Origin of the sequence: Fibrobacter sp. UWB4 (assembly GCF_002210345.1) — a bacterium.
GTDB lineage: Bacteria > Fibrobacterota > Fibrobacteria > Fibrobacterales > Fibrobacteraceae > Fibrobacter.
Map to the genome: position 1 here is coordinate 178,312 of NZ_MWQI01000005.1, position 17,461 is coordinate 195,772.

General features: G+C 48.8%; 17 protein-coding genes. 11 read left to right on the forward strand and 6 right to left on the reverse strand.

The genetic code is table 11. The features are described 5' to 3' along the window. Positions 1–12 precede the first annotated feature (12 nt). Complete coding sequence (locus B7990_RS09770) at positions 13–741, reverse strand: 16S rRNA (uracil(1498)-N(3))-methyltransferase (RefSeq protein WP_088640782.1); 729 nt, start codon at positions 739–741, stop codon at positions 13–15. A 90-nt stretch (positions 742–831) separates the two neighbouring features. Here B7990_RS09770 and B7990_RS09775 point away from each other — a divergent pair, with 90 nt between their 5' ends. The 6 genes from B7990_RS09775 (at position 832) to B7990_RS09800 (ending at position 5,542) form a co-directional block, all read left to right on the forward strand. Next, positions 832–1,626, forward strand: a complete 795-nt coding sequence (locus B7990_RS09775; RefSeq protein WP_088640783.1) for an HAD-IIA family hydrolase — start codon at positions 832–834, stop codon at positions 1,624–1,626. Next, positions 1,626–2,507, forward strand: a complete 882-nt coding sequence (locus B7990_RS09780) for a metal ABC transporter solute-binding protein, Zn/Mn family (protein WP_254917455.1) — start codon at positions 1,626–1,628, stop codon at positions 2,505–2,507. The genes B7990_RS09775 and B7990_RS09780 overlap by 1 nt, the downstream gene beginning before the upstream one ends. Then, on the forward strand, positions 2,507–3,265 hold the full coding sequence (locus B7990_RS09785; RefSeq protein WP_088640785.1) for a metal ABC transporter ATP-binding protein: 759 nt from the start codon (positions 2,507–2,509) through the stop codon (positions 3,263–3,265). The genes B7990_RS09780 and B7990_RS09785 overlap by 1 nt, the downstream gene beginning before the upstream one ends. A 183-nt stretch (positions 3,266–3,448) precedes the next feature. Then, positions 3,449–3,739, forward strand: coding sequence for a hypothetical protein (locus tag B7990_RS09790; protein WP_012820392.1), 291 nt, complete (start codon positions 3,449–3,451; stop codon positions 3,737–3,739). Beyond that, positions 3,739–4,224, forward strand: a complete 486-nt coding sequence (ybeY, locus tag B7990_RS09795) for an rRNA maturation RNase YbeY (protein ID WP_012820391.1) — start codon at positions 3,739–3,741, stop codon at positions 4,222–4,224. The genes B7990_RS09790 and ybeY overlap by 1 nt, the downstream gene beginning before the upstream one ends. Further along, complete coding sequence (locus tag B7990_RS09800; protein WP_088640786.1) at positions 4,217–5,542, forward strand: hemolysin family protein; 1,326 nt, start codon at positions 4,217–4,219, stop codon at positions 5,540–5,542. The genes ybeY and B7990_RS09800 overlap by 8 nt, the downstream gene beginning before the upstream one ends. Before the next feature lie 97 nt (positions 5,543–5,639). Here the strand turns inward: B7990_RS09800 and B7990_RS09805 are convergent, their stop codons facing one another. From B7990_RS09805 to B7990_RS09815, 3 genes are all read right to left on the reverse strand, one after another. Further along, positions 5,640–5,870 carry a hypothetical protein gene (locus B7990_RS09805; RefSeq protein ID WP_088640787.1) on the reverse strand — a complete coding sequence of 77 codons (231 nt, stop codon included), beginning with the start codon at positions 5,868–5,870 and terminating at the stop codon, positions 5,640–5,642. Positions 5,871–6,056: 186 nt separating this feature from the next. After that, positions 6,057–7,901 carry a DNA topoisomerase IV subunit B gene (locus B7990_RS09810; RefSeq protein WP_088640788.1) on the reverse strand — a complete coding sequence of 615 codons (1,845 nt, stop codon included), beginning with the start codon at positions 7,899–7,901 and terminating at the stop codon, positions 6,057–6,059. 158 nt (positions 7,902–8,059) lie between these two features. Next, complete coding sequence (locus B7990_RS09815; protein WP_088640789.1) at positions 8,060–9,676, reverse strand: FISUMP domain-containing protein; 1,617 nt, start codon at positions 9,674–9,676, stop codon at positions 8,060–8,062. A 186-nt stretch (positions 9,677–9,862) separates the two neighbouring features. Here B7990_RS09815 and B7990_RS09820 point away from each other — a divergent pair, with 186 nt between their 5' ends. The 4 genes from B7990_RS09820 to B7990_RS09835 all read left to right on the forward strand — a co-directional run bounded on the left by B7990_RS09820 (position 9,863) and on the right by B7990_RS09835 (position 13,883). Then, positions 9,863–10,552 carry an aspartate/glutamate racemase family protein gene (locus B7990_RS09820; protein WP_088640790.1) on the forward strand — a complete coding sequence of 230 codons (690 nt, stop codon included), beginning with the start codon at positions 9,863–9,865 and terminating at the stop codon, positions 10,550–10,552. A gap of 351 nt (positions 10,553–10,903) precedes the next feature. Continuing rightward, complete coding sequence (locus tag B7990_RS09825) at positions 10,904–11,737, forward strand: TIGR02147 family protein (protein ID WP_088640791.1); 834 nt, start codon at positions 10,904–10,906, stop codon at positions 11,735–11,737. Continuing rightward, entirely contained in the window at positions 11,724–12,548 is an 825-nt protein-coding gene (locus B7990_RS09830) for a hypothetical protein (RefSeq protein WP_088640792.1), read from the forward strand. The genes B7990_RS09825 and B7990_RS09830 overlap by 14 nt, the downstream gene beginning before the upstream one ends. A 12-nt stretch (positions 12,549–12,560) precedes the next feature. Continuing rightward, positions 12,561–13,883: a hypothetical protein gene (locus tag B7990_RS09835; protein ID WP_088640793.1), complete on the forward strand. Its 1,323-nt coding sequence runs from the start codon at positions 12,561–12,563 to the stop codon at positions 13,881–13,883. 133 nt (positions 13,884–14,016) lie between these two features. On the opposite strand, the gene B7990_RS09840 is transcribed toward B7990_RS09835, so the two are convergent. Beyond that, entirely contained in the window at positions 14,017–14,460 is a 444-nt protein-coding gene (locus B7990_RS09840) for a hypothetical protein (protein ID WP_141099253.1), read from the reverse strand. 74 nt (positions 14,461–14,534) lie between these two features. Further along, complete coding sequence (locus B7990_RS09845) at positions 14,535–15,218, reverse strand: hypothetical protein (protein ID WP_088640795.1); 684 nt, start codon at positions 15,216–15,218, stop codon at positions 14,535–14,537. 423 nt (positions 15,219–15,641) lie between these two features. On the opposite strand from B7990_RS09845, the gene B7990_RS09850 reads away from it, so the two are divergent. Continuing rightward, complete coding sequence (locus B7990_RS09850; RefSeq protein ID WP_088640796.1) at positions 15,642–17,429, forward strand: type II secretion system protein GspD; 1,788 nt, start codon at positions 15,642–15,644, stop codon at positions 17,427–17,429. Positions 17,430–17,461: the final 32 nt, after the last annotated feature.

The window sequence follows — 17,461 nt, forward strand, 5'->3', positions numbered from 1 at the left end:
CCACTAACCACTTTACAGCACTTTTCCTAGTGCAATTATTGCGGCGGTGCGGGCGCGGAGGCGCGTGTTGCCGAGGTTCAGTAGATGGACTTTCCCGTTCTTGAACGCTTTTATCGCATCGATTTCACGGGGCGAGAATCCGCCTTCTGGCCCTACAAGTAAAGTAATAGGCGTGGCGTTTCCGTTTGCGGAACTTTTCCCCAATCCCAAATCCAACTTGCGTTCCCCATCGATATCGCAGAGAATCAAGTCTCCCTGATAATCCTTGAGCCACTTGTCGAATTCAATCGGCCCTTCGATGCGTGTCATCCAGGGCTTCTTGGATTGCTTGAGGCTCACGAGCGATTTGAGTTCGGCGCGTCGAACCGTCTTTTTCAAGTCGGAGTTCTTGGGTTCCTGGGAATAGTCCGTACGCAAAAAGATGATGCTGTCCGTTTCAGTCTGAGCCGCATGGAAAACGACTTCTTCGAGCGCGTCGTCCTTGAGGCAGGCGATGCCGAGGTTCAGGCGCGGACGATTGAACGGTGCGTCTTCGACGGTGTCTACGCGGACTTCGCAGGCTTTGGCGTCTGCCTTGGTGATTGTTGCATCGGCGTAATGCCCGAGGCCGTCGCAGAGCTGTAGAATTTCGCCATTCACGGCGCGGCAAACGCGTACGGCATGGCTGCTTTCGTTTTCGTCCAAGATGATGGTGCCGACGCTAATGAGCGGGCAATAGAAACGACTATCAGGTGTTTTCATAGGAGTAAAAATAGCAAACCAAACAGCAAATCACTATAGACTAATGACTAGCGACTAAAAACTAAAGACTAAATTTCTATATTACATCCCGTGAAAAATCCTGTTAAAGCTGTTGTCTTCGATTTAGACGGAACTCTCTATTTGAGTGGCCGCCCATACCCTGGTGCGGTCGAAACGGTCAATAGCGTTGCTAAGCGTGTGCCGGTCTATTATTTGAGCAACAACACGAGCAAGTCTCCGGTTTTTTACGAGAATCGCCTCAAGGTCATGGGGCTTCCGCTTGCCGATGATTCCATCATCTCGGCGCTATACCTTTCGCTTGATGCAATTCACGAACGCAAGATCAAGAACGTCTTTTTCTTTGCGAACCCGGAAGTGTACGAATGGTTTGCGGCGCAGGATCCGAGCCTCAATTTGCGCCCGTCGGTTGAGGAAACCGAACTCGTGCTTGTCGCTTACCACAATAGCTTTGACTACCGCGAACTTTGTGAGCTTTCTTTCCGAGTGCAGCGAGGCATCCCGTTCTGGGTCACGCATACGGATTTTGTCTGTCCCGACGAACGCGGTCCGGTGCCAGATATCGGTAGCTTCATGGCTCTCCTCAAGACCGCTTACGGCGTTGAACCTGAGATGAGCTTTGGCAAGCCGAACCCGGCAATGCTTTCGGGACTTTTGAAACTTTACCGCCCCGAAGAAATTCTGTTTGTGGGGGACCGCCTTTATACGGACTTTGAACTGGCTAAGCGTTCCGGCTGCCGTTTTGTGTTGCCCCTGTGCGGCGAATCGAAAATGGCGGATGTCGAAAAGCTCGACGTGAAGCCTGAATTTATTGTCAATAATGTTAGCGAAATTGATTTTAACGCCTTTTTGGAAGGAAAAAAATAATGCGTCTTCTTCGATCCCTGTTTTTGCTTGTCTTGATTCCTGCCGCAATTGTCTGCGCTGGCAATGAACATATCACGGTTGCGGTTTCTTTACAGCCTTATTCAACTTTGTTAAAAATGCTTGGTGGTGCTCGCTTAAATGTGGTGACGCTTTTGCCGCCGGGTGCGGACCCGCACAATTATGAACCGAAGCCTGCGATTATCAAGGCGTTTTCGCTTGCCAAGGTTTACTTCACAGATGGGTCTGGCTTGGATAATGCCTGGCTTCCTCGTTTTTTGGGTGCTAATAAAAATGTTCAGGTCGTGAATTTCTCCAGGAATATCGAATGGATGAAAGCCGAAGATCACGATCATGACGCAATTGGTCATCATCACGATGATGAAAATGAGCTTGATCCGCATATTTGGACGTCTCCGTACCGTATGCAACTTTTGGCCATAAATATTTATGAAGCTTTGAAGAATATTGATCCTGAACATGTTGCTTACTATACGGCTAGATTCCAGAACACGCAGGAACTTTTGCGCAAGGTCCATCGTAAGTTGACTTCTGTGATCATGGGTTTGCCATTAGATCGTCGATCGTTCATCGTGTTCCATCCGTCGTATGGCTATCTCGCTAAGGACTACAAGCTCACTCAGTATGCAATTGAAGTGAATGGTAAAGAGCCGAAACCTCGGGATTTGGCGAAGCTCATCCAGATGGGGCGCAAAAACAATATCAAGGCTGTCTTTGTGCAGCCGGAATTCAGCAAACGAGCTGCTGCGACTATAGCAAAGGATTTAGGTGCTGTTGTTGTCGAAACAGATCCGCTGTCTGACGACTTTATCGGTAATACTCAAAAGTTTATTGATGCTCTTGCTGAGGCGAAAAAGAGATAATGTCTGCCATTGACATCAAAGATCTTTCGTTTGGCTATGGTAAGTCGCCCGTGCTCACGGACGTGAACTTGTCTATTGACGAAAATGACTTTGTTGCAATTATCGGGCCGAATGGCGGTGGCAAGTCTACGCTGATGAGGTTGATGGTCGGGCTCTTGAAGCCGACGTCTGGAACGGTGCGCGTTTTCGGCGAAAAGGTCCCGACGAAGAAAGTGGCTATCGGCTATGTGCCGCAGAACACGAACAAGAATATCGACTTCCCGATTACGGTGGGCGAGTGCGTTGCAACAGGCAAGACTGGGCTTTCACCCAAGTCAGATGAAGTGAAGGCTGCACTTGAGCGTGTGCATATCGCGGGCTTCTTGGACCGCCGTCTTGGTGAACTGAGTGGCGGTGAACGCCAGCGTGTCTTGATTGCCCGTTCTCTTGTCTGCAATCCGAAAATCCTCTTTTTGGATGAACCGTCCAACAATATTGACGTTGCGGGAATTGAAGCGCTTTACAACATGCTTGCGGAATTTAGCGAAACGATGACGATTGTAATCGTGACGCACGACTTGATGGCGCTTTCGCATAAGGTGAAGAGCGTTGTCTGCGTGAACCATTCCGTGCATTACCACGAAGGGGCGAATCTGACCGAAGAAATGCTCCATAGCACTTATGGCTGTGAGGTCGATCTGATTGCCCACGGGGTGCCGCATCGCGTTCTCGGGAGCCATGACCACACCCACGGCGGCTGCTGCGAACATCATCACTAGTGAGTAGACAGTAGACGGTAGGAAGTTGGCAGTTGACTGCAAAAAAATTGCCTATTTGTTTTTCTTCCTACTTCTAACTTCCTACTTCCTACTGCATTCTCCTATACTTTCCTAATTACATTTCCCATCGCTTCCATAATAATGTTATAATTGTATAGTACTTGTGTTTCATTGGAGGTAAAAATGAGTGCAGAAGTCGAAGATTTGACCGTCGAATACACTGACGAAGAAACCGGCGAAGTCGTCATCAAGGAATTGAGCAAGGAAGTCCTTTCGAAGGGCGCTTGGCCGACCGTGATGTTCTTCTACCAGGACCGTGACCCGAAAACGGGCGAGTTCAGCGAACCGAAGGTCTCTCTGCGCCGTTACCGCAAGATGCAAGGCACATTCAAGCCCCAAGGCAAGTTCAAGATTACAGGCAAGGCGCAAGCCGAAGCCATTATCAACGTCTTAAAAAAGTGGTATAACATTTAATGCCAGACCCTGCTAGTAAAAAGAAAGACTACACTATCGATTTCCTGTGCGAGGGGAATATCGAGTCCTTCCCGTGGAAGGATAAGTTCGAAGCTATGGCCCGCAAGCTCCTTGCCGAAGAAGGCACGGAGAACAACGTCAATATCGTGCTCTGCACCGACGAGTTCGTTCGCGAGATGAACAAGAACTACCGCGGGCTCGACAAGGTGACGGACGTGCTTTCGTTCGAATGGCACGAAGAAATTCCGGGCGAAGAAGAAATGCTCGGCGAAATCTACATCGCAAGGGATCAGGTCAAGCGCCAGGCCCCGCAGTACGGCAATAGCTTTTTTGCCGAGATGAAGCGCGTGATTGTTCACGGACTACTCCACCTGTCGGGGTACGACCATATCAAGGCCGCCGACCGAAAGGTGATGCGCGCCCGCGAATGCGAGTTCCTTGGCTTGGATCCGTACAAGGACAAGGAGAGCATGGAAAATGGGTGATCCGAACACCATTGCGATTGTTCTTCTCGTTTTCTTTCTTTTAGTTTCGGCATCGTTTACTTTAATCAAGGCAGTCTTTGCCGCCATCTATGCCAAGCGTGAAGACCACGACCGCACGGACCGAGAAGCGAAGATTGCAAAGATTGTCGAAAACCGCGGCTACAACGAGACCGTCTCCATCGGCCGAATCTTCTCGGACGTGGGCATTGGCGTGTTCGGATTTTATCTGTTCTCGAATGCCCCGTGGCAGTGGACGCACGACTTTTGGCTGCTCGGGATCATGGCGTATATGCTTTGCGCCTGTGCCGTGATCTATATTGTGACCATCTTTTGTCCGAACCTGATCGGCAACTTGAAACCGGATACTTTGTCCGTGGTGCTCGTGCCGCTGTACAGGCTCATCCGTATGCCGTTTGTGCCGGTGGGCCGCGTTTGCCATACCATTTACCTCAAGCTTTTGGACGCTCTCGGCTACGATGCCAAGCTCAGCTTCTTGCCCGAAGAACGCCGCGACGCTGTGCAGGCGGACCTTTCGGATTCTTCGCTCTCTGAAGGCGAGGGCCTCGAGAAAGAAGAACGGCAGATGATTCTTAACATCTTCGACTTCGTGGAAACTCCGGTGCGCGAAATCATGACACCGCGTGTGGACATGTGTGCGATTGATGTGGACACTTCGCTTGAGGACCTGGTGAAGGTCTTGAATAACGAACGCCATTCTCGTTTGCCGGTGTACAAGGAAACGGTAGACAACATTGTCGGTATTCTTTCGAACCGCGACTTCTTGGAATGGTACACGGAACATCACGATGAACCGTTTGACTTGATGAAGCTTGTGATGCCGCCGGTCTACGTGCCGTACCACAAGAAGATTGATGATCTTTTGACGGAACTCCGCAAGACGGGTAACCAGCTCGCGATTGTCGTGGACGAATACGGCGGAACGGCTGGCCTTGTGACGCTCGAAGACATTCTCGAAGAAATCGTCGGTGAAATCCGCGACGAAGACGACATGGACGAAGATGAGGACGTGCAGAAGTTGAAGGACGGACGCTACATTCTCGATCCGCTGATGACGCTCTCGGACTTGGAATACGAACTCGACGTGGAACTCAAACCGCCTGAGAATTCCCACGTGGAAACGCTTTCCGGCCTCATTCAGGCAACGCTTGGAATCATCCCGTCACCGGGCGCCGAAGTCAAAATTCAGGGTTACACGTTCCGCGTTTTGCGCATGGACGGCACCCGCATGGAAAAGGTCATGATGATTCTCCCTGCCGGCGTGAAAGGCCCGAAGACGCAGACACTCCATAAGGTGTAGCGCTCTTTAAATGCAAATGAAAAAGCTCGCGACCTTTATGTTCGCGAGCTTTTTTTTTCTCGTCATCCTCGACCGTCGGGGAGGGGATCCATTATTTTTAAAAATTAAATGTGCTTTTTAGAATATCGTAGAGTTGCTTTGCGGAGTCTTCTTCCAGTACATAGACCTGACTCGTTTTTTTCTTTGTTTTTCGATTGTCTGACCCTTTAGAACCTAATCGAACAGCTGTATTTCCTTCATAGCTCCCAATAGTGATATCCATAGGAATATCTGTATCCTGATGTTGTATGATTCCTGATTTTTGATTGATTTTATTGACTAAGGCCATTAGAGTTTCTCCTTAAAAAGATCTTCCAGAAAATACCTTTTGTCGAATGCAAAAGATGACAAAGTAGTAAATAAGTAAGTTTATATGGGTGAATTTATTCTTTTGATTTGCTTTTTTTGGGGCAAAATAAAAATGCCATTCTATTGCCTTAGGCTTTAGAATGGCGTTATAATGACCAAAGACCACTTACAATTCTTCCACTGCTTCTGCTCTCAGGTTCAGCACGATGTGTTCCTGGCGCATAGGCGTGTTGTTGCCCATGTAGTATTCCAGCATCTTGCCGAGCGAGGCGTCAGGCGGAATGCTCACCGTCTCAAGGCGCATGTCCTCGTTGATGAACTGTCCGAATTCTTCCGGGCTGATTTCGCCAAGACCTTTGAATCGAGTGATTTCGAGGCCGGTCTTGCCGATTTCCTTTGCAGCCTTGTCGCGTTCGGCTTCGTCGTAGCAGTACTTGGTCACCTGCTTGTTGCGCACGCGGAAAAGCGGCGTTTGCAAGATGTACAAGTGCTTCTGTTCCACAAGTTCCGGGAAGAACTGCAAGAAGAACGTCATGAGCAAAAGGCGAATGTGCATACCGTCCACATCAGCATCGGTCGCGATAATCACTTTGTCGTAACGCAAGTTCTCAAGACCGTTTTCGATGTCGAGCGCGTGCTGCAACAAGTTGAATTCTTCGTTCTCGTACACGACCTTCTTCGTCATGCCAAAGCTGTTGAGCGGTTTACCGCGGAGGCTGAACACTGCCTGCGTCTGCACGTTACGGGCCTTGGTGATAGAGCCAGATGCGGAGTCACCTTCTGTAATGAAAATCATCGATTCGCGGTTGAGCGCGTTTTTGACGTCGGTGAGGTGGATCTTGCAGTCGCGGAGTTTGCGGTTGTGCAAGTTCGCCTTCTTGGCGCGTTCGTTCGCGAGCTTCTTGATGCCTGCGATTTCCTTGCGTTCACGTTCGTTCTGCGTGATGCGGTTGAGGAGCGCCTTTTCGGTTTCGGGATTCTTGTGCAAGAAGTTGTCGAACTCGCTTGCCACGTAATCCACGACCCAGGAGCGCAGCTGGGCTCCACCCGGAGCGACCGTCGTCGAACCGAGCTTTGTCTTTGTCTGGGATTCGAAAACCGGTTCCTGGATGCGTACGGAAATCGCGCCAATGACGCAGTTGCGCACGTCTTGCGGGTCCAAGTCCTTCTTGAAGTGGTCGCGGGCGCCTTTGACAAGGCCTTCGCGGAATGCCTGCTGGTGTGTACCGCCCTGCGTGGTGTGCTGACCGTTCACAAAGCTATAGTAATGTTCGCCGTACTGGTTCCCGTGCGTGAAGGCGCATTCGATATCCTTGCCCTTGAAGTGGATCACCGGGTAGCGGATGGAATCGTCCACGTGCTTGTTCAAAAGGTCCAAAAGGCCGTTCGGACTCGTGTAGACCTTGTCGTTCATGATGAGCTGGAGGCCGTTGTTCAAGTAGGCGTAGTTCCAGACCTTCTCTTCCATGTAGGCCGGGAGGAAACGATAATTCTTGAAAATGTCGGCATCCGGTTCAAAGTAAATTTCGGTACCGTTCTTTTCGGTTGTAGCGCATTCCTTGTAGTCCTGCACCAGAACGCCACGGCAGAATTCAGCCTGCTTCATGCGGCCGTCGCGGTAGCTTTTGACGATGAATTTGGTAGAAAGGGCGTTTACTGCCTTTGTACCCACGCCGTTCAAGCCGACGGATTTCTGGAACGCTTCGGAATCGTACTTACCGCCTGTGTTGATCTTCGACACGCAGTCGATGACCTTGCCAAGAGGAATACCGCGGCCGTAGTCGCGCACGCGGGCTGCATGGTCGTCAATGTTGATTTCAATCTTCTTGCCGGCACCCATCACGAATTCGTCGATGGAGTTGTCGATAATTTCCTTGACGAGCACGTAAATGCCGTCGTCCGGACTCTGTCCGTCGCCAAGTTTACCGATGTACATACCGGGGCGCAGACGGATGTGTTCATGCCACTCTAGGGATTTGATGCTGTCTTCTGTATATTTCGTAGCTGCCATTAATCAATCTCTTTAAAATTCAATTCCATATATAGCAAACGATTTTTTGTGCCAACCTTGATGGGGCTTTTGGCGTTAGCTATGATCGTCCAGCAAATATATAAAAATTTCAAATACTGCACGTTAGTGCATTTGAAATGCGCAGAAGATCCGAATTTCTAGTTGTCCTTGATGCAGCGGACGGGAACGAGCTGTCCTTTTTCGCGCGGGTCAACATCGCTGAAGTTGGCATGCGTTGTGGCGATGTAGAATTCTTTTCTTGAATCTACCCAAAAGTATCCGTATGTCACACCGATATGATCCCAACCATACGGGTCCACGGAGTTTATGGATAAAAGGGAAAGTCCGGATTCATTTGTCGCGCCGCGTTCGCCAGTCAGGCGTGAAAATAGTTTTGGCAAGAATACGGTCGCTTCGGCGTAGGGCATCTCGTCCCACCTGGATACGTCCGCTTCTTTGGGCAGGTGCCAGCCTTCGGGGCATGCGTGGGTGGCCGCATCGACATTGTAGAATCGCCCGTATCTGCAACCGATTTTTTGTGCGCATTTGCTGTAGTTCTTGATGAGGGAGTCGCTTTCGCTGTAGTAGTTGATGTTTTCAGCCATCCAGACTTGATTCTCGAAAACGACGGTTCTGTATTTCTTGCCGTCTCTCGGATCGGTCAATGTATCGTATTTGATGTTCTCGTTGAAAAAGTATTCCTGGGGCAGGCTATCGACGAGATTGTCCCTAGAAAGGTACCACCGTCCTTCGTAGCAAATGTAGAATTCACTTGGGAACGAATCGCTCGGGAAACGCGTGTTGTTTACGGTGCATTCCTTGTTGTGTGTTTCGTATTCCTTTGCGTTTGGTGTTCTCCAATTGTTGTAGGCACAGACGAAATCCTTGCCGTTATCTTTGCAATTTACCTTGTCCGAGCTGCAACGGTATGTCTTGAAAAGTCCGTAATGGGCGGAGTCGCAATAGGGAAGCTGTCCGCAATGCCTCCACAAGTTCCTTAAAATGTATTGCGGTTCCTGAACGGCGTAATTGGTGCTGTATCTTCCGTAATCTCCCCAGGTTGATGTCGGGTTGATTATGCTTAAGAATTTCTCGATAGAAAAGCCTTCATAGGCAGAACATATAAAAGTCTCGTCGAAGGTCTCGCCTTTCGTGAATTTCTCGATAAAATCGCTTCTCGTCTTTGAAGAATCGTTGTCGGGAGGGATTAAATGTGAAAATGTATAGCCGATAGATGTGGAATGTAAAGTTTGGTGTTGTAGCAGTGTGTCTAGGGAGAATATGGAATAAAGTTTTAGCTTTGCCGTATTGAACGCGCTGGTGGAATCTATGCCTTGCTTTACAAGAGTTTCAACGACGCCAGCTGTCAGCTGCCTGATGACACATTCGGGGTCTTCGTTGTAATTGTCTGGATTAAAGGAACTCGTGTAGGTAATGCAGTTTGTTCTTGCTGAACTTGATGCTGTAGAACTGCTCGATACTTTTGTTTCGGGCGCTTGCGCGCTTGACAGCGGGGCCGAAGATGACGATTCGCTTAATGAACTTGAAGACGGTAGTTCGGACAAAACGCTTGATGACGGTTCTGATGACGCGACGGATGATTCTACGGATGATTCTGGCGATGCACTGGAGGACGAAATCTCGGAATCGCTAGACGGTGAAAGCACCTCTAGAGGCGGCTGGCTGATGTTTTCTTCGTCGCAACCTGCAAGAAAAACAGTGAAGGCAATTCCTATAATTGAACTGGTTATAAATGCTTTGTTTTTGAAATTCATCTTTCCCCCTTTGATACTGAGTAATATATAAAAAACGGCTGTTCTTAGTCTGTTAATTTATTTTTGATTTGATTTTTGTGTTGTCAGGTTCTCATGTTGTACTTTTGATTGACTGACCTGTAAATATTTGTTATAATTGCGCTGTCGCTGGCTAATGTTTATTAGCTGCTTGTGTACGAGGTTCCTATGAAAACGATTGGTTTGATTGGCGGTATGAGCTGGGAAAGTACAATTACGTACTATGAAGTTTTGAATAAAGAAATTGTCCGTGCGTTGGGCGGTTTCCATAGCGCAAAGATCTTGATGTACAGTGTCGATTTTGCAGAACTCGAAGCGAACATGTCCAAGGGCGACTGGGATGGCAATGCTATGATTCTTGCGGATGCGGCAAAGCGCCTTGAACGTGCTGGTGCCGATTTTATCGTCATTGCGACAAATACGATGCACAAGTTGGTTCCGCAAATTGAACGTGAAATTCATATCCCGATTTTGCATATCGCAGAAGCGGCGGCTGAAAGTGTCAAGCGCGACGGGTTTTCGAAGGTCGGACTGCTTGGAACCAAGTTCACGATGACGCAAGACTTTATCAAGGACCATCTCAAGAGCGCGGGTCTCGAAGTGATTGTTCCCGACGCTTCAGACATTGAAATTGTGAACAACGTGATTTTCAATGAACTCTGCCTCGGTAAAGTTCTCGATGCGTCACGTGCGGAATACCAACGCATCATTGCGCACATGAAACAGCGCGGCGCCGAATGCGTGATTCTCGGCTGCACGGAAATCGGCATGCTCATCTCTGAAAAGGATAGTGTACTCCCCGTGTACGATACGACAATCATCCATGCTAAAGAAGCCGCCCGTAAGTCGCTGGAATAATTTTTCCATTGTCGTGCCGGACTCTATGTCATGCCGGATTTTGTTCTCTTTGACCACTTAGAGCTTTGACGCTTTGCGTCAGCATCTTCGGCTCAATCATGACAGTCTGCAAGCAGTCTGTCGCGACACTCGCCTTGAAAGCAACTAACTCTTACGTGGTCATGATCCGCGTATGGGGGCGGCATCGCCTTCTTGTATAAAGAGATGGTCTACTCTATATGCTACAGGGTGTAGTATATGCAAAATTTTTATGTTGGATTTTTGTAAAAATGCTTAAATTTTGCAAAATTCTTTAATTTTGTAGCATAAAAAAGGTTGATTTTTGAAAAATGCGGTTTTATATTTTTTAATATGAAACCGATCGTCGAATATACCGATTTCCGCATGTTCATGCGAGATTACTACGAGGAACGCAAGCGCTGTTCCGCGTTCTCCTGGCGAGAATTCTCCAAGAATGCAGGATTCAGCTCGCCCTCGTACATGAAGGTCGTTTGCGACGGTAAAAGCAAGTTGAGCCGGATCGGCGTGGAACGCACGGGGGCCGCCATGGGGCTTGCCGGTTTCGAGATGGATTATTTCAGGGCGATGGTCAAGTTCGGCCAGGCGGAAACGGAAGAGAACAAAAAGGCCGCCTATAATGAAATGCTTTCCATTGCAAATGTCTATAAAGTTAGGTCCATTGAGGGTGAACTTTTCAGGTTCTACGATACTTGGCACAACTCGGTCCTCAGGGAGCTGGCCCCGATTATGCCCGGCGCTACTCCGGGTGAAATGGCTAAGATGTGCTATCCGCAGATCTCTGCTGCGGAGGTTCGAGCTTCTCTCGACTTTCTCACGAAATCGGGACTCCTGAAAAAAGAAGATGACAATTTTGTCCAGTCAGAAATCTCGATCCAGGGCACGACCGATGCAACGCGACTTGCCATGAGAAATATGCACCGCCAGATGTCCAGGCTTGCGACGCCGGCACTTGAACTCCCCAAGGACATTCGTAATTTTAGCGGCGTGACCATGGGGCTTTCGCGTGAATCCTTCCGCAAAATAGAATGTGTACTGAATGAATGCCGTCGCCAGATTGTAGCTATCGCAGCCGAAGAGAAGAATATTGAACAAGTTTATCGCTTGAATTTGCAGCTATTCCCCCTGACGAAAAACGTGAAGGAGAACGAAAATGAAGAAGTATAGTTTGTATGAGCTTGTAACGCTCTCGGTAATCTTTTCGCTGAGCTTCTTTGTAGGCTGTTCTTCGGAAAAGATTGCAGGCACGTCCGTAGAATCGAATGAGCTTGCTAATCGGAGTTCCTCTAGTTATTTCGATGACTCCAATCTTGGCTTAAAATCCAGTAGCTCAGTAACATCCTCGAGTTCTTTCGGTGATTCAGAGTATGGTGAAAAATCCAGCAGTTCCGAGAGACCGAATGAAGGCGCGACAAAGCCGAATACGCTGGACTATTACCTGAAAATGCTCAATATTGAATCTGGTGCGTTTGACAAAGGCATTTTGTCAACATCGATTGCTCAAAATACAGATGGCGGTCCGCATAACCCAAATCCGCCGATGACGAGCGAATTTGATACGCCTTGGCCGCATAAGATTGTAAAGCAGAATGTCGATGCCTTGAGTGAATACTTCCCGATGGCTGTAGCGATGTATCCGCAAATCATTTCGGCGATAAAGAACGAGACTTTGGACGAAAACTGTGGACTTTATACGTTCAATGTGTATAGCAATGGATTGTCGGCGGCCTATATTGTCTCAGAAATTACCGAGAATGTCATCAAGGTGCTTGATGTCCCGGCGGGCGATTGCAGCGCGATTCCTTTGAGCGTGATGTCTAGGTTCCTGTTCTACTACTGTGGTGAACTCAATAGCCACGCCGAAACAGAACATTTCGCAGTTGATGTGGTTCTGTCTGGCAATTGCCCTGTTCTTAAAAAGGGAAACGAATGGGTGAGCGATAAATCGCCGACTTCATCAAAAGAACTTATAAATTAAGGAGAAAACATCATGAAAAAGAATCTTTATGTCAAGGCGATGAGCCTTGCCGTTGTGGCGGCTACCTCTTTCGCGGTTATTGCCTGCGATAACGACAATCTCAGCGGTCCAGATTTCAACAGCGGAAACGGAGGGAATTCGTCGGCGATTGAACCGCCGAGTCCGCAGTCCTCTAGCTTGGATGTTGGCAAAAGCTCTTCTTCCGTCAATAAGCTCAGCTCCAGCTCTGTTGTTGCAGGTTCCTCGTCTGTGGATCTCAGTAGTTCTTCTGAGCGCGTGTCGAGTTCGAGTGCTATTGAAACTTGCCCGAATGGCCGCTGGACTACAATCTGTAACGGCGTTGAGTCTTATGAGCCTGTTTGTTGCGAAGAAAAACACGTGGAAACTTGCAGACATATCACGGATTACGATGGTATGACGGCGCAAGGTAACTGCGTAAATCAGAACGGTCGCACTGCCGTTGACTGCGTGACGGGCGAGAACTATGAATGCAAAAGCAACAATTGGCAGCAGGTTGCCTGCATGAATGTCAAGCCGTCAGAATGCCCTCCGGGAATGGGTGGCTGTGGTTACCGTCTCTGCCAACTGGACGGCATCCGGGAAATTGCCGATTGCGAAAATGGCGTGGTTTACGTTTGCAACGGCGAAATGTGGGAAGTCAAGAAAACGGAAGAAAATCAGCGTTGCGCCTGCGGTGAACTTGAATACTGCGAAGCTTGCTTTAGTGAAGGAACATTTGAAGGCCGCTATAAATGTGAAGGCGGTAAATGGAAAAAGTATGGCATGGGTGATGAAATCTGCGTACATATCACCGATATCAAATGCGATGAAACTAAGCAAGGCTGCTGTTCTTGCGGTGGAAACCAAAATGAAATTGCAATTGATTGCAAAACGGGAAATGAATTTGTGTGCAACCAAGGATTCTGGTCTCTGAATGTTGTGGATTGCGAGCTTCACGCTGAAGGCTGTGGGCGAAAGGATGTTCCGCCTCCTTGTGAAGCAAATGATGGTGGTTATTGCGGCCCTGAAAATGACGCATGGCTGAATGAGCCTTGCGAAGAAGGCGAATCGAGCAGAGACCTCCGCATTAGATTAAGTGACGGTTCCTATAGATCTGAAAATTACATCTGCGTGAACAACAAGTGGATTGAACGTTTCAGGTATTACGAATGTGGCGAAAATGAAGATTGCGACCGTCCGTCTTTGCGTTGCCAATCAAGCCCGGTCATTGGTTCCGCTTGTGATAACGAGGGCGAATCTAGCGATATCGATGGCTGCGTATTCCTTTGCAGTGCAGGTCGCTTCCTCTACGCTCCCGCTCCGGTAGTGTGGTGATTTTCATAACCCGCGATGTCATCCCGGACTGAGCTTGCCCCGGACAAGTTCCGGGGTTCCGGGAGGGAATCTTCCTTGGATTGTGCAAAAAAAGCGGCGCCATTCGGCGTCGCTTTGTGTGGGTTGGTAAAAATTAAATTTTTGGACCTTTGGGAAGAGGAACATGCTCGATTGGGCGGGGAGTGATGAATGGAGGATTTTCAGGTTTGTGCTTTTCCCGTTCGTCGAGGCCGTTTTCGCGCGGTCCTTTTTCTTTGTTGATGAGATTTTCTTTTGCGAGGTCTCTGTTTTCGTTGATGTTGTTGTTTGTCTTTTGCTGAACGATTTCTTGCTGGATATCCTTTATTTCGGCCTGGGCGCTTGCTTTTATTTCCGAGAGTATTTGTTGCCTTGCAATTTTGCGTTCTTCGCGTAAGCGCCGCCAGTCTTCTTTTTGCTTCTGTTCAAGGTCGGGAACTCTCTGTGTGGTTTCTGACCTTTCTGTGGGTGTCGCGATATCGGATTCCGGTTGTGCAAGCGGAACTGTCACGAATACCGAGCTGGTCAAAAATGCAATGAGTTTATTTGCGTTTTTCATAGCGTTAACCTTGAAAAGACTCAAAAATGCGGGCGACGTTTTTTCCGTCGCCCTGATGAACAAGCTAAAATATCTTATTCAACCTGAGCAACGGTCTTTTCTTCTTTTGCTGCTTCCTTTTCTGCCTTTTGGGCTTCACGTTCAGCCTTCTTGGCTTCCATTTCAGCCTTACGGGCTTCGCGTTCGGCCTTCAAAGCTTCTTCACGTTCTGCGCGCTGAGCTTCGAGTTCAGCTCTCTTAGCTTCCATTTCGGCCTTGTGAGCTTCACGTTCGGCCTTCATGGCTTCTTCGCGTTCTGCACGCTTGGCTTCTTCTTCGGCTCTCTTAGCTTCCATTTCGGCCTTGCGGGCTTCGCGTTCGGCCTTCAAAGCTTCTTCGCGTTCTGCGCGCTTAGCTTCTTCTTCGGCCTTCTTTGCTTCGTGTTCAGCTCTCTTAGCTTCCATTTCAGCCTTGCGGGCTTCGCGTTCGGCCTGGAGTTCTTCTTCCGTCTTCGGGGTTGGCGGTTCGATTTCTGGCTTAGGCAGAATTTCTGCGATATCGTTCTTGTCTAGCTTGATCAGGTCAAGAAGTCCCTTGCGGGCTTCCTTGCGTTCTTCGCGCATCTTCTTGAAGTCGGCCTTGTCGGTAACTTCAGATTTGACTTCGCTCGAAATTTCGTTCTTGACACTCTTCATGTCAGATGCTTCGCTCTTGGCGGAAGCCGTGGCGAAAAAGGCGAGCGTAGAGATTGTGAGGATTGCAATGAATTTTGATTTCATGATTCTTCCTATGATTGGGTGGATTTTGTTTTTACACCCTTTCTTTAGCAAGAATTGTGCCAACTATTGGAAATTGCTGAATTTGCACGATTTTCGCAGATTTTGTCTGGATGGTCTTTTTTATTGTCCTTAAAAAACGAGGCGATTCACCTCATTGGGGATAAAAGTTCCGAAAATTTATTTTTGGTTGATGGTCGTTAGTCAATGGTCCTTAAATTATAAACCAATAACTAATGACCAATGACTATTGACTAATAACCAGCCCCTAACTTGCTTTTCCATTCGCATTTTTATACATTAACTCACAACTTATTATATCATTTCTTAGATCCTTAATTATCATCCCGGGCAGGGGCCGCATTTGTTCACGCTTTTGTGCGTGGGTTTTGAAAAAGCGGGCATGCGTAATTCAGGGGAGGCGCTATGCTTCTAAGGGTCTTAAGAATTTCCCTTTTGATATTGCTGTTGTCATCGGTGGCTTATGCTTCGATGAAAGTTCCTCGTTCAACGGATCGTTCGTCTGCGTCGAATGCGACTGATGTTTTGCCAGGGACGGTGACGCTTGATTTTGCGGATGTCCCGTTGGCCGATGTGGCGCGGACGCTCTCTCAAGCTTACGGCATATCGATTTTGACAGATGATGCGGGCGATATGCGTGTGACATTCCATCTGGAGGGTGTTGGGCTTTTTGAAGGTCTTACGGCATTGTGTGCGGCAAATGGGCTTGCCGTTGTGCAGGAAGGGCGCGTTTATCATATCCGGCGATCGCGTGTGCTGGAGAATGGCTATATCGCACTTGAAAATTCGGGCGTTGTCGTTTCGGTAAAAAACATGAATGTGCGTGAATTTGTCAGGGAATTCGGCTTGAATACAGGCGTGAATGTACTTGCGGATTACGACGTAGATGGCGTGGTGAGTGGAAATTTGAGGGGTATGGTTCCGGAAATGGCGTTCCGTGTGCTGATGGAATCGAACGGGTTCAAGGTGCGCGGGGAGCGCGGGTGCTTGCGGGTTACGAGGGCACGGAATGTCGAGAAAGCTTTGAATGGCTCGCCAGATGGCACGGAGGTTTCGGTGGAACGTGCGGGTGATCTTTATTCGGTGGATTTGCAATCGGCTTCGCTCAAGGCGGTGCTTAAGGCGATTGCAGAAGAGGCTGAACTCAATTTGGCAATTTATGGCGACTTGAATGAATCGGTGCAGATGTCGTTTAAGGATGTCTCGCTGCCGGAACTTTTAGCGTCACTTTTTCGTGGGAGTGCATTCACGTTTCGGCTGGATTCGTCGTCACTTTTAGTTTCGGAGGAGGGGGCAAAGGCGCTTGCCGATGTGCGTGTGTTTCCATTAAAACATGTTACGCCCGAGAAGGCTATGGCGCAGCTTTCGAAGTTTGCGAAAGGTTCGGAACTGAAAGTCTCGGAATACCGTGAGCAGAATGCGCTTGTGCTAGGGGGATCGCCTCATGCGATGGAACGTGCTGTTGACCTTTTGAAAATGATTGATGCGCCTCAAATGCAGGTGACGCTTGCATGCGTGATTGTGGAGTTTCGCAAGGGGCGCGGGTTTGCAATTGGCTTGCGAAGCGGTGCTACTCGGAATGTGGGCGAACGCGATATTCAGGCGCGCGGGTTCTTTGATTTCCTGGGCAAGGATATTTCCAAATCGGGAGCGTTCGGAAAAATTGGAATCTTGCCGGACCGCTTTGAACTGGAGCTTTCGTCGATGGAAGAGAACAACGAAGCGAAGGTGCTTGCGCGCCCGCGCGTGACAACGCTGAACGGCGGCAAGGCGGAACTCAATGTGACGAATACGGTCTATTATCTTGTCAGTCAAGTTTCTGCGGATGGGTTCCCGATTACGGATTACCGATCGTTTAACGACGGTATATCGCTGGAGCTTACGCCTACGCTGACGCAAGATGGCCTGGTAACGTTGTCCGTGTCGCCGGAAATCAAGACGGCGGGCAGGAGCACTGGCGATGGCCCGCGTGATATCAGTTCCCGGAACATGAAGACGACTGTTGTGCTGCGCGATGGCGAAACTTTGTGCCTGGGAGGGCTTATACGCAAGAACAAGACGGAGGTACGTTCGGCGGTGCCGTTTTTGGGAAGTATTCCGATTCTTGGGCGGCTTTTCAGCTACACCTCAGAAGAAGAGGATGAAAGTGAACTTGCCATTTTCATTACGCCGAGTGTGGAGAAAAAGGAATGATTGGATGGGGACGGCGAATCGCGCCTGTCGCG